Consider the following 12,764-nt stretch of genomic DNA (forward strand, 5'->3'; position numbering starts at 1 on the left):
CACCCTCCTATATCCTTGTTAAATCAATCGTATTTAAATTACCTGATAAATCACGGTAAGCTGAAAAATACAATACCTGTGTATGTTTACTAATTGTTTTCATCACATCAAAGGCCGCTTTTTTTCGAGTTGCGTCAAAACTCATAAAGCCATCATCAATGATGATAGGCAACGGATAGTCATCGCTAAATCCAACAGCCATCGAAAATACTAGCGATAAATAAAGCTGTTCCAAGGTTCCTTTTGATAACTCGTTAACATTAAATTGTTCTCCATCCGCTCTGGTAACCATAATATGATCACCGAACCGGACATCTGAATAATTTCCCTGCGTCATCACACTAAAATATGCTTTAGCGCCCTTTATCGCTTTTGGTAAACGTCCCTTAGTTGCGATATCAAGTACTCTCTGGAGCCATTGATAGCTCAGTGAAATTGCCAAGAATTTGTGAACATTCTCCAAAATTTCCGATTTTTGATTGGCCAATTCCTGTTTTAAATCGTAATAACGACCGTTACTGATAAGATCATTCATTTGAATAGTCAGTTTTGTCTGCTTTTGAGTTAAGTTATCAATCTGTTCATGGAGCTGACTCAATTCATTTTCTAATGCCTCTGATTGCTTTTGAAAACCGTCTCGATCCATCTCTTGAATATCAGACATGCCTGCCGATTTCAGTTGGTCAAACAGCTCTTTTTTTCTTTCCAATTTTGCCTGAATATGTTTTTGTCTATTCAGCATATCGTAAAAACCATCTTCGGACTTTAAATGACGTTTAGAAAGGAAATCAATTAGTTTTCCCTGTTCGCTGCTGAGCTGATCTTGAAGGTGCGCAATAGTCTGTTCATAGGCTCGAGCCCCTGCCTTCCTACTTTGATAATTGTCCTGCTGCTTTCGCCATTGAGAAACTGTTTGATCAATAATAGCAAGGTGCGTCAAAACGTCGTCATTAGATGGAATCCAGTGACTCGCAAACTGCCACTTTGCTAAAAAATGATTTATTTGTTGAAGATAAGACGTCTGTTGACTTTTCAGTTTATTTTCTTGATCAATTAAATCCAACAGACGTCTCAGACCGGGTTGAATTGACAACCACTGACTTTGTGAAATCCCTTCTAATCGGTATTTCGACACAAGAGTCGTTAACTGGTCGTCAAACCTTCCTACCTGCGCGTACTGCGACTGGACACTCCGACCACGACCGGTCTGCTGCTGACTAAAGCCATACCATGCTACAAACCCGGCCACAAAGTACCCCATCCAACTAAAGGCAAAACGGTGCAGCAAAATAGTCAGCAACACAATTATACCGGCAATTAAGTAGATTAGATAATTTGATCGATCATTTGACCGCCCCCGTTGTTGAAGCCGACTTCCAACTTTCGTTTCAACATTTTGACTTTGATTTAACATTGTTGTTACCAATATCAGATCAGCATCATTAAAAGGAGTTGGAAATTGACCACTTTTATTCCTTGGCAGATCATTTTGAATTTTAGTGAGTTGTTGCTGATTATCTGCCAATTGTTCACCTATAAATCGAAACTGTGGCAATTTATTTTTAACTTCAACTAACTGAACTGTCAGTTCATCAATTTTCACTTTGTTTTGTTCATAGAATCTTTGTGATGGCGATTCAATGATTTCTGATGATATTTCTTCCATTTGTTTTTTATTAGTTTTTAATTGGTCCTGGTAGGATGAAATGCGGGAGTTCATAGTTTGAAATGTCAAAACGTCTGCATCGGAAAATCCCTCTTGAAGCTGCGATTCATTGACCAACTGCAATTCATTATATTTGGCCAGAAGTGGAAATGATGAGGCGATTCGCTGATTTTCCCGACTTCTGCCTTGACGTTTCTTCAAATTAAGCCGAGCAGTTTTCAACTGATTACTTGTATTTACAGCTTCCTTTTTTAGCGTCTGAAAATTTAGATAATCTTGTCGCGCTGATTGTACTTTATCTTCAAGTTCTTGGTAACGTTTTAGCTGAAGATTAAGTTCAGGCTTTCGTCCACGCTCTGAATAAATTGGCTTCGCTTGTTTCTCCAGTTCTTTTTGAAGACCAAACCACTGGTTTGAATTGGTAATCCCAATCTGTTGAATACGCGTACGCAATTCATCTTCGCTCATTTGATAGGCAGCTTGTTGATCTTCTCCATCAAAATAAAAAAGTTGTTGGTAGGCGTTTCGATCCAAAGGAGAAATGATTTTTTGATAATCATCTTCACTCAGTTCGGTATGTTGATCTTCATCAAAAAATCGAACCGTCCCACCTTTTGGTCCCTTAGTCCGAATCAACCGATAACGACGACCTTTATATCTAAAGATAATCTCACCACCATACATATCTTGATGATTTTTGGGAATATATTGGCCATGGATTGCCTGCCGTTTACTTTGAAACCCGAATAAGACAGAAATGATAAAGTCAATAATCGTACTTTTACCAGCTTCATTTGGTCCATATATCATTTCTAACGATTGATTAAAAGAAATTTCCGTATCAATCCATTTACCATACCCATATATTTTCAAATAGTCGATCGTCATTATGAATCACCCTTTTCATGATCGATATTCTCCTGAAGAATCGCTATTGAACGATTAAAAATATCGTCTAACGTATCTTGAGCATTTAAATCATCATTAATAAAGCTTAATGCCTTCAGCGGACCAGCCAAGTCGGCTAATGTTTCTTTCGTAAATGTCTCCGACTTTGCTTGATCAAAATAGGCTTGGTCCAGACGACTGACTATCACTGGTTTAGATTGGTGAATTTTGATTGATGTTATCCAGCAATTTAACTGCTGCCAGTTTTGAGCGTTTAAATTCTGAAGTGCTGTCAAAAATGTACCGTCAAAAATGGCCTTTAGTATGTCCGATGGAATCGTTATATGACTATCTAGAACCACTCTAAGAAAATTTAATTTATAAAAATTAAGTGACGCCAAATGGCTAAAAATGGTTTCCGGTAGTTCACCAACGGATTCACCATCGAATTCAATGTGGATTGTTTGCCAAATGATTGGCGCTGTTGCAACAAATTTTGGCTTTAAAGCATGTTGCACTGCTTCCACCATTAAATAACCCTTCTCACCAGATTCATTAATGTGTCGCCCCTGCGTGTTCCCAGAGTAATTAATCGTTTTTTGGGGATTTAGCGACTGCCTTTTATGAATATGCCCTAATGCCCAATAATCATATCCTTTCTCTTGTAACTGATTTAAATTAAATGGGGCATAATTGGCCTCTGGGGAGTTCACAGTGGCCAAGCTACCATGTAACATACCAATATTCCAATCTGCGTCACTTGCTTGAGGATAATTCTGTATGATCGGATCCTTAATCCATTGACTGCCAAAACTAAATCCTGAAACCGCTATCCGTTGGCCATCCTTTAATAATAAAGTGGTAGTTGCTACCTTATTGCTAAAAACATAAGTGTTCTCCGGATAACCAAGTTGATTAACACGACCACTAAAATAGTCATGATTTCCAAATGAGATCAAAACGGGAATTTGATGATCATTAAGTCGATTCAGTTGTTGGACCAAAAAAGTTTCAGCATGAACACTATGATCATTTCGATCAAATAGATCTCCTACAAGTAACACAAAGTCAACATTCTGTTCAATTGCATCATTAACAATTCTTTCAAAAGAAGTAAACGTTGAATTTCGAATTTTATCCCAAAGATCCCTGGGAATCGTATGGTTTTGTAAACCTAAAAAGGGACTATCCAAATGAAGATCTGCTGCATGAATAAATTTCATTTCAAAAACCGTTCCCTTCTATATACTTATGTACGTAAAAAATGCCGAATTTAGTTTTCAATCACTAAATTCGGCATTCTATTAATCACGATATAAGTCAATAATCGGCTGGGTTACAACTCTATTAACATCATTCAAGAGGTCGTTTAATGCCTTTTCTTTAGTCATCAAATTGGAAATCGACTCATTTTCTTTAACCTGATTGGCCATATCCTGGGCTCGTTTAATATCAGTCTCAGCAGGTTGTTGACCTTGCATCTGCTGTTGTTGTAATTGTAATTGCAGCTTTTGAAAAGCTGTAAATAACTTAAAAGTGTCCGGATCAGCTTTGATCTTCTCAAACGCTGCCTTTAAATCAGCAAACTGAGCAGAGTCTTTTAATTCACTTTGAAGTTGGGATGCGGTATCCATTAATTTATCAGACATAAAAATCTCCTTAATTGTTATAGTCAGTTAATTTTAACATACAAATACTGATGTTCACACTTTTTCTCTATTGGCCAAACCATTTCTTAGCATCATCAATAAAACGCTTTGCTTTTTGTCCAATTGAATCAGAATACTGTTCCGTTTTCTTTTGAATCGTATCCCAGAGATTGTTATGACTATTTTGTTGGTCCTGAACAATTGTCTGCGCATCCTTGGTGTTAAAGCTGGAATTTTTAGTATAAGGCAGCATTGTTTGCATTTCGTTTCTAAAGAGTAGCCCCATACCGGTACCGCTTAAGTTTTCCAAATGATGTGCTTGACTGGTACTGTCAAAACCTTCCCAAGTTGCAACAACCAAGTCTGGTGTGTATCCGATAATCCATTTATCCTTTGTCGCATCTGAAGAACCGGTATTATCTGCTTCAGTACTACCAGTTTTTCCAGCAACGGAATATCCGTAAGGTTTGGCATCTGCACCTGTCCCATTATTAAAGACACCCAACATCATACTGGTCATCTGTTTTGAGACAGAGGCGGGCATGATTTGTCGTCCCTGTTGCTTGGCCGTATTATCAACGATCACCTTGCCGGTTGAATCCACAATTTTGCGAATGTAGAAAGGCTTCATGATTTTTCCACCATTGGCAAACGCTGTATAAGCTCCTGCCATCTGCTGTGGGGATACACCTGATGAGAGTCCACCTAAAGCCAATGCAAGGTTCTTATCTTTTTTTGTAACCGGAATATTGAAGTCCTTAACAGACTGATAGCCACGATCAACCCCAATCTGGTTAAGCAACCAAACTGCAGGGGCATTCATACTTTGAGCAAGCGCCTCATACATTGGGACTTTTCCCTGATACACATTATTGTAGTTTTTTGGTGTGTAATGATTGGTTCCGTATGATTTTTTCTTATCAACCAATTCCGAGTCAAATTTATACCCCGCTTCTAGCGCAGGTGTATAAACCGCCAGCGGTTTCATTGCCGATCCCGGTTGACGTTTGATTTGGGTTGCCCGATTGTAACCACGGAAGACATGCTGCCCACGACCACCAACAACGGCGGTAACACCTCCGGTAGTTGGCGAGACCCCAATAGAAGCTGCTTGTACCTCCGTCCCATCTGAAGCATTCGCAGGGAACAAGGTGTTATTTTTAAAGGTTGCCTGCATTTGTTGCTGTTGAGATTGATTTAAATTGGTATAAATTCGATATCCGCGATTCATAATCTCAGATTCCGTCAAGCCATATTTACTAATCGCTTCATCAATAACAGCATCAAAGTAATACGGGTATTTATATCCATCCTTTCGAACGTAAGTATCTCTGACCTCAATGGGCGTTTTTTTATAATAGTTAGCCTGAGCTTGCGTTAACTTGTGATTCTCAACCATCAATTGAAGAACAACATCCCGTCGCCATTTGGCCGCTTTCGGATGATCAATCGGATTAAATGCACTTGGCGACGTCAGCATCCCTGCTAAGACTGCAGCATCAGGGACAGATAATTGGCTGGCATTCTCGCCAAAATATTTTTGAGAAGCATCTTGGACACCCCAAACACCGTTTCCAAAGTAAGCATTGTTCAAATACATCGTTAAAATTTCATTCTTTGAGTAAACATTCTCAACTTGAATTGCTAAGAACAATTCCTTGAATTTCCGAGTCATGGTTTGCTCTTGTGATAAATAAGCATTCTTTACCAATTGTTGGGTTAATGTACTTCCACCGCCACTAATATAGTCACGATGAAGCAATTTATTCTTTAGAAGCAAAAAGAAGGCCCGTCCGATCCCCTTAATAGAAAACCCATGTTCATGATAGAAGTTTCGGTCCTCAGTTGAAAGAACCGCCTTAGGAATATTTCGAGATACCCTATTCAGATGAACATATGTCCCCTTTTGGGCATATAATTCACCCGCCTTTTGATTACTGGCATCAAAAATTTCAGTCGTTTTTGACAAAGATGATTCCAGATTTTGGACGTGGGCCGTTTTAGCAAGAAAAGTTAAGTAAATGCTTCCAACCAGTGTCACCGTTAGAAAAAAGACAATCAACCATTTAATAAGATGAAATTTTCTACAAAACCGATTAAATTTCCTGATAAGTGATCCCAACCACTTTCGGGAAGATTTAGTTGAATTGTTGTTATTCATTAGTCTCTCCTTTGTAGATACAACACATTGTATCACAAGTGTTAATTTCAAAAACTGAAGTGTTGTAAATTTTAAGGGGGATTTAAAAAACAGTTCGCCTGCCGAACAAAAGGCAAACATTGCAAAACCAAAAATGGCGTACTCAATCTTAAACAAAAAAGAGGCAGGGCAAACTGATTTTTGTCCCAACCTCACGTTTATTTTTTAAAATTACATTGCGTCCGGTGCTTTAACACCCAACAGATTCAAAGATTCCTTAAGCACGATCGAAACTGATTTAACTAATGCCAAACGGGCACCTAATTTGTCATCTTCAACCAATACCTTTGAATGAGCATAATACTTATTAAAGGCTTTTGCCAACTTCAGTGAGTATTTAGCAACTTCAGAAGGCTCAAAGTCTTTGCATGCACTTTCCACAACATGTGGGAATTCATTCAAAGCCGTAACAGTTTCCCATGCAGCAGGATCGTCCAGTTCTTTGTCAGTGGTGTGGAAGTCAATGGATGAAGCCTTCTTAAGAATGCTCTCAGCACGCGCATGCGAGTATTGAACATAAGGACCAGTCTCACCTTCGAATTTAAGTTGATCCTCCAAAACAAAATCAATATTGTTAGTTCGTTCATTCTTTAAATCACCAAAGATAATAGCGCCAACGCCAACTTCCTTGGCAACTTCATCTTTATCTTCCAAATCAGGGTTTTTGGCCTCAATTTGTTTTTTCGCAAGATTAATTGCATCGTCAAGAACTTCATCTAAAAGAATGATTCTTCCAGAACGAGTCGATAATTTTTTGCCATTGACTGTAATCAAACCAAATGGGATATGATGAAGATTTTCAGCTGACTGTAATCCCATTTCGAGTAAAACGGCCTTTAATTGCTTAAAGTAATAGGTTTGCTCTGAACCAACCACATATAAGTTCATGGCTGGTTTGTATGTGCGGTCACGATAAATGGCAGTCGCAATATCACGGGTGATATAAAGTGTTGCCCCATCACTCTTAAGGATCAAAGCTGGATTCAACTTATACTTATCCAGCTTAACAACCTGGGCGCCTTGTGATTCAACTAAAAGACCCTTATCCTTCAAAATTTGGATACCTTCATCCATTTTATCGTTATAAAAGGCTTCCCCATTAAACGTATCGAAAGTAACGCCTAATTTGTCATAAATTTTATTGAATGATTCCAAAGATACCCGGCGGAACCATTTCCAAAGCTCGGTTTCCTCTTCATTGCCATCTTCCAATTTCTTGAAAGTTTCCCGAGCTTCGTCATCGAGTTCGGGATGTTCCTTATCTTCTTTATGGAATTTGACATAATACTTAACCAAATTATTGATGGGGTCTTTTTTGACGTCATCTTCATTGCCCCACTTCTTATAAGCAACAATCAACTTACCAAATTGGGTTCCCCAATCCCCCAAATGGTTATCCTTGATTGGATGATATCCATTTTTAACAAGTAATTTTGCAATTGAATTACCGATAACGGTAGAACGCAAGTGTCCCATTGAAATAGGCTTTGCAATGTTAGGCGATGACATGTCAATCGGAACATTACCGCCTTTACCATTATCATTTTGACCATAAGTTGAGCCTTCTTCAATGATAGTTGTTAAAACCTGTCCGCTAAACTTACCCTTGTCCAAAAAGAAGTTAATGTATGCGCCCTTTGCTTCAACTTTTTCATAAGATGTCTGGTCAATTTTTGAAACCAAATCCGCAGCTATCTGGTTTGGTGCTTTATGAAAAACTTTGGCCAGCGAAAAGGCTGGAAATGCTAAATCGCCCATCGATAGTGACTTCGGTTGTTCCAACTTTTCGTACACTTCTGCTGATGAAAGTTCATCGTTTAAAACGCTAAGAATTGAATTAGTAACTTGTGCTTTGTAATCCATTGCTGTTCCCTCCATAGATATCTATACAAAAAATCCCTTACAACAAAAAATTGTAAGAGACGAGTAACCCCGCGGTACCACTCTAATTGATATAAATATCCGCTCAATTTATTTTAATTTAGTATTCTAAAAAGCACGCTTCGTTGGATAAGTATTCCGGCTTTCACCATCCCGGAATCGCTCATTACTTAATTAACCAACTACTCCTCTTTTATTATTGAATAATCATCATGTACCAGATGTATGTTAACTTGTTGTCACTAACTTGTCAACAAATACAACAACCACCTGGATCGTACATCATACTTTGTACGAAGCGGGTAACGGGAATCGGACCCGCGACACAAGCTTGGGAAGCTTGGATTTTACCACTAAACTATACCCGCATGTCAAGAATAACTAATAAATATTATATCATGCCAGCGGGCCTTTGTCATAAACATTTTTTATCTATAAAGAAAATGAAAAACAATTGCAATTTTCTTACAAATTAAAGATACTTAATATTAAAGGGGTGATCGCGGAATGTGGATTACACTCAATTACGTGTGTTGGGCAATTTTACTTATTAATTTTATTTGGGGACTTACTCGAAATATTAAAAAACGGGTCATCGATTCTATGATGATCTCTCGGTTATTTTATTGGATGATTGTTATCAGCCAAGTTGTCATTGGACTGCGCTCATTCCATCGCCATCCACTATTAGTTGGAATTGGTGCCATAATAACGCTGATTATCATTGCTTTATCCGAAACAGCATACGGCAGAAAACAGGAAATTAATTACACACCCCGCTTACTTTGGATTCTCATCATTTTGGGAGTCATCGGTGCGGGCATACAAACAACGGTCAACTTTTAAAAAGCTGACCGTTTTACTTTTGCATAAACTATGCAATTAATTAATTTATGAAACTATTGCAGCCGATTTTTGGAGCTTTTTAATCCAGTTGCTTATCAGCAACTCCTCGATTTTTTAGTGCCAATTCAATTGTTCTCTTTGCTAATACCGTTTGTGCGTCAATCACTGGAAATGAATGATCGCCTGCCCGCTGTTGAGCAACGGATAGTTCAGTACAACCAAGAATAACAACATCACAGGAAAACTTATTAACCATTGTCGACAGGATTTGATGATACAGATCACCGTCAACCTGATTCTTTTCTTTGATATCATCGTAGATCAATTCCATTGTCTGGTTAGCCGTTTTTTCGTCAGGCTTTACCAAATCATAGCCCGCATGGCGAATCTCCCGATCATATATACCATCATGAAGGGTTCCACGTGTCGCAATCAGCCCGACTCGCTTTGCACTGGGAACATCATGTTTAATGTCCTTCACAGTCTCCCTGGGCATATGCAAAATCGGAACACTGGTCAACGCCTGAAGATCGTCAAACGAGTAATGAGCAGTATTACACGGAATAACGAAAAAGTCTGGATCCAATTGACTCTGCTGCTTAATATCTTCGGCCAACGGAATAAATGGGTTGGGCTTACTATGGTCCAAGATATAGTCAGTTCGATCAGGAATGGTTGAATGGTTAACCAATATATAATTTAAATACTCCTGGTCTTTTTTGGCAGGTGTTCGTTCATTTAGAATATGGATAAAAAGTTCTGTAGCCTCAGTTCCCATTCCACCAATAATCGTAAAAAAGTTTTTCATTTAATTTCAGTCCTTATTTGGCGACAAAGTAACGTTTATAGTCTTTAACATAGTTATGCATCATCCATTTATATAACGCAAACCTCTTTAAACTTTTATCCTTAGCGTACCAAAATGTATCACCATAGCGACCTTCATCAATTAATTGCATGGCATGTTTTTTTACGTCGTTTTCCTTTGCATACTTTTCAAAAATCTTTGGTGTTACGCCTAACCAAAGGAAATAATGCTGTTTATCTTTATTTGCATAAACCGTTTGTTGATCTGTCAATGAATCATAAACATAATCCTGTACAATCCAATCGGCAAGGTGATAGCCGTTAAGGGTCACAAAGAAACTGCTTCTTCCGGTCCGCAAATTAATTTCAAACAACTTATAAGATTGATCACGTGTATCAAATTTAATATCGAAATTGCAATAACCGGTAAACTCAATCTCTTCCAAAAATTTCTGAACCCGATTATAGATATCTTGATTATATTCAGGAATAATTGCAACATAATTCCCAATTGCTGCCGGTGCAGGATCTTCCAACAACGGGTGTCCCAAACACATCAACTTGACTTGATGATTCCTATCAACATAGACGTTTAATGTCCGCATATGACTGTCATCCCCAGGAATGAAATCTTGAAGAATGAAATCCGACGTATAACCGTTAGTATAACTTTTTGCGACAACGTCTTTAAATTCTGCTTCATTTTGAATAATAAATGCCTTTTTACGTCCCTCAAAATGAATATCAAGCCACTCAACACTATTTGCAGGTTTGAGCGCAACCGGATATCCAAAGGGTTGTGTTATTTCATCACCAGACTCATACATCGCTTTTGTGATGATCTTTGTCTTTGGATATGGCAAGTCATACTTATCACACATCTTGTAAAAATTCTCTTTGTTGTTCAAATTCCGAAGCATTTCATAATCAACATATGGGCATACAAAAACGTCTTCGAGTTCTGCCTTATGTTTTGAAATAAGTTCAGCATAACCATCGCCACAACCAATTAAAATAACAGGTTCCTTATGATCAGCATATCGTTTTTTGATTTTCTTCATCTCGTCAATCCAAACCGGATCTTCACTGAATCCAGGGATCAATTCCAAATCAACGATTTTCGTATACCGGGTTGGTGCCAAACTTACCTCGGCAAACGCTTTAACCGGTTTGCCATAAATATCGTACAAGCTTCGAGCCATACCATAGACATTAAAATCACTGCCTAATAAAACTGGGGTGAAGTCGGTGCTTTGATTAGTCATTTAAAGTCATAGTCCTTTCACTAAATTTGCTACTATTGTCGCATCGCCCGCATACGGCACATTTTTTCCATTAATTTTTTGAAAGGCATCATGACCCTTGCCGGCCACAACAACCAGATCTCCCTGTTTACTTTCCAAAACGGCTTTTTGGATAGCAGACGTTCTGTCAGCAATGTAACTTGTTTTAACGCGTGCTGGATCAATATGAGCCGCAATTTCATCCGCAATTACTTTGGGGTCTTCAGTTGCCGGGTCATCCGTTGTCAGATAAGCTACGTTGGCTGATTCATTAATTGCCTTTCCCAGCCCCTCACGACGGTCAATTCCCTTGTCTCCTGTACTTCCCGTAATAACAATCACGTTTCCGTCCGGCGACTGCTTTTTAAGAAAATCCAGAACTGAATGCAAACTGCCATAGTTATGCGCATAATCAACATAAATTGTGCCATGTTGCTTTGTTGAATAAATTTCCATTCGACCCGGAACCGTCGTATGAGACAATCCATATTCAATCTCTGTTGGATGCGCTCCCATCATAGCACTTGTAATAGCTGCAGAAACGGCATTACCCTCGTTGTAATCACCAGCAATGCTGATTTCATAAGTACCATCTATTCCAAGTCGTTTTGCTTTATCACTAACAGAAATAAGTTGAATTTTATTCTCACTTAATGAATCAGCAAGCGACTGATATTCAAAATCTTTAGGCAATTGTTCGTTCATTGTCGACCCTTTACGATGATACACAAAAATATCTTCGGGCTGACTGGTAGCTTTTGCAGTATAGTAAACGTCCACCATATGATCACTATCAGCATTGATGACACACTTTTTTGAATTAACCAACAATTGTTCCTTACAATGTAAATAGTCGGCAAACGTCGGATGTTCATTTCGACCAATATGGTCTGGTGAGATATTCAAGAAAACGCCGACATTATAATGAAGGTTGTAAACCCGCTGCTTTTTATATGCCTGTGAAGAAACCTCCATAATCAAATGAGTCATGTTGTTCTGAACTGCTTTATTCATGTTTGTAAACAAATCTAAAGACTCCGGCGTTGTCAAACTGGATTTAATCACATCTTCAGACTTATTTCCAACAACCGTATTAATTGTGGAAAACAATGCCACTTTTCGATCATAAACCTTATCCAGTATCGATTTGGTAAAGTAGGCAGATGTCGTCTTACCTTTTGTTCCAGTGTATGCAATCGTTGGTAAGTTATTCTGCGGAAACCCAAAAAATGCCGCACTTAGCAGCGACATTGATTTTTGGATATTTTTAACGATGATTCCTGGAATAGTGACATTATGATATTGCTTTTCTGAAACGTATCCACTGGCACCACGTTGCTGGGCGTCTGCCAAATACGCTTCTCGAAAGTTTCCCTTACAAAAAAACAAACAATTATCAGAAACAACTTTAGAATTGTAGGCAACTGATTGGAAACTTTGGTCCAAGCGACTAAATTGACTCTTGACTAGTAAATCATGTTCCTTAAGAAGCATTAACACTTCATCAACAGTAATTTGTGCCAATTTATGCACCTTCCATTCTA

The 12,764-nt window shown here is 38.4% G+C and carries 9 protein-coding genes and 1 tRNA gene; 1 reads left to right on the top strand and 9 read right to left on the bottom strand.

Annotation, left to right across the window (positions count from 1 at the left end):
• Positions 1 to 7: 7 nt before the first annotated feature.
• The 6 genes from GQR93_RS08650 to GQR93_RS08675 form a co-directional block, all read right to left on the bottom strand.
• On the bottom strand, positions 8 to 2,554 hold the full coding sequence (locus GQR93_RS08650; RefSeq protein ID WP_003554395.1) for an ATP-binding protein: 2,547 nt from the start codon (positions 2,552 to 2,554) through the stop codon (positions 8 to 10).
• Positions 2,554 to 3,777 carry a metallophosphoesterase family protein gene (locus tag GQR93_RS08655; RefSeq protein WP_003554396.1) on the bottom strand — a complete coding sequence of 408 codons (1,224 nt, stop codon included), beginning with the start codon at positions 3,775 to 3,777 and terminating at the stop codon, positions 2,554 to 2,556. Before GQR93_RS08655 ends, GQR93_RS08650 begins: the two co-directional genes overlap by 1 nt.
• 81 nt (positions 3,778 to 3,858) lie before the next feature.
• Positions 3,859 to 4,203, bottom strand: coding sequence for a YlbF family regulator (locus GQR93_RS08660; RefSeq protein WP_003554397.1), 345 nt, complete (start codon positions 4,201 to 4,203; stop codon positions 3,859 to 3,861).
• Positions 4,204 to 4,270: 67 nt separating this feature from the next.
• On the bottom strand, positions 4,271 to 6,364 hold the full coding sequence (locus GQR93_RS08665; RefSeq protein ID WP_225430295.1) for a PBP1A family penicillin-binding protein: 2,094 nt from the start codon (positions 6,362 to 6,364) through the stop codon (positions 4,271 to 4,273).
• A gap of 210 nt (positions 6,365 to 6,574) precedes the next feature.
• Positions 6,575 to 8,266 carry an arginine--tRNA ligase gene (gene argS, locus GQR93_RS08670; RefSeq protein WP_035444787.1) on the bottom strand — a complete coding sequence of 564 codons (1,692 nt, stop codon included), beginning with the start codon at positions 8,264 to 8,266 and terminating at the stop codon, positions 6,575 to 6,577.
• Between the two features lie 315 nt (positions 8,267 to 8,581).
• Positions 8,582 to 8,652: transfer RNA gene (locus GQR93_RS08675), tRNA-Gly, on the bottom strand.
• 139 nt (positions 8,653 to 8,791) lie between these two features.
• On the opposite strand from GQR93_RS08675, the gene GQR93_RS08680 reads away from it, so the two are divergent.
• The gene (locus GQR93_RS08680) at positions 8,792 to 9,130 is read left to right on the top strand and encodes a YisL family protein (RefSeq protein ID WP_003554400.1); all 339 of its coding nucleotides are present in this window, start codon (positions 8,792 to 8,794) and stop codon (positions 9,128 to 9,130) included.
• A gap of 79 nt (positions 9,131 to 9,209) precedes the next feature.
• Here GQR93_RS08680 and GQR93_RS08685 read toward each other — a convergent pair whose 3' ends face one another.
• From GQR93_RS08685 to GQR93_RS08695, 3 genes are read right to left on the bottom strand one after another with little or no spacing between them, the layout of a single operon-like run.
• On the bottom strand, positions 9,210 to 9,938 hold the full coding sequence (locus GQR93_RS08685) for an aspartate/glutamate racemase family protein (RefSeq protein ID WP_003554401.1): 729 nt from the start codon (positions 9,936 to 9,938) through the stop codon (positions 9,210 to 9,212).
• Between the two features lie 13 nt (positions 9,939 to 9,951).
• Complete coding sequence (locus GQR93_RS08690) at positions 9,952 to 11,202, bottom strand: carboxylate--amine ligase (RefSeq protein WP_159298743.1); 1,251 nt, start codon at positions 11,200 to 11,202, stop codon at positions 9,952 to 9,954.
• A gap of 6 nt (positions 11,203 to 11,208) precedes the next feature.
• Positions 11,209 to 12,753, bottom strand: a complete 1,545-nt coding sequence (locus GQR93_RS08695; protein WP_003554403.1) for a UDP-N-acetylmuramoyl-L-alanyl-D-glutamate--2,6-diaminopimelate ligase — start codon at positions 12,751 to 12,753, stop codon at positions 11,209 to 11,211.
• Positions 12,754 to 12,764: the final 11 nt, after the last annotated feature.

This window comes from Lentilactobacillus hilgardii (assembly GCF_009832765.1).
GTDB lineage: Bacteria > Bacillota > Bacilli > Lactobacillales > Lactobacillaceae > Lentilactobacillus > Lentilactobacillus hilgardii.

What these genes read in the sequence shown, in the direction of transcription:
- GQR93_RS08650 (WP_003554395.1), bottom strand. Translation starts at nt 2,554, where the DNA reads ATGACGATCGACTATTTGAAAATATATGGGTATGGTAAATGGATTGAT.
- GQR93_RS08655 (WP_003554396.1), bottom strand. Translation starts at nt 3,777, where the DNA reads ATGAAATTTATTCATGCAGCAGATCTTCATTTGGATAGTCCCTTTTTA.
- GQR93_RS08660 (WP_003554397.1), bottom strand. Translation starts at nt 4,203, where the DNA reads ATGTCTGATAAATTAATGGATACCGCATCCCAACTTCAAAGTGAATTA.
- GQR93_RS08665 (WP_225430295.1), bottom strand. Translation starts at nt 6,364, where the DNA reads ATGAATAACAACAATTCAACTAAATCTTCCCGAAAGTGGTTGGGATCA.
- argS (WP_035444787.1), bottom strand. Translation starts at nt 8,266, where the DNA reads ATGGATTACAAAGCACAAGTTACTAATTCAATTCTTAGCGTTTTAAAC.
- GQR93_RS08680 (WP_003554400.1), top strand. Translation starts at nt 8,792, where the DNA reads ATGTGGATTACACTCAATTACGTGTGTTGGGCAATTTTACTTATTAAT.
- GQR93_RS08685 (WP_003554401.1), bottom strand. Translation starts at nt 9,938, where the DNA reads ATGAAAAACTTTTTTACGATTATTGGTGGAATGGGAACTGAGGCTACA.
- GQR93_RS08690 (WP_159298743.1), bottom strand. Translation starts at nt 11,202, where the DNA reads ATGACTAATCAAAGCACCGACTTCACCCCAGTTTTATTAGGCAGTGAT.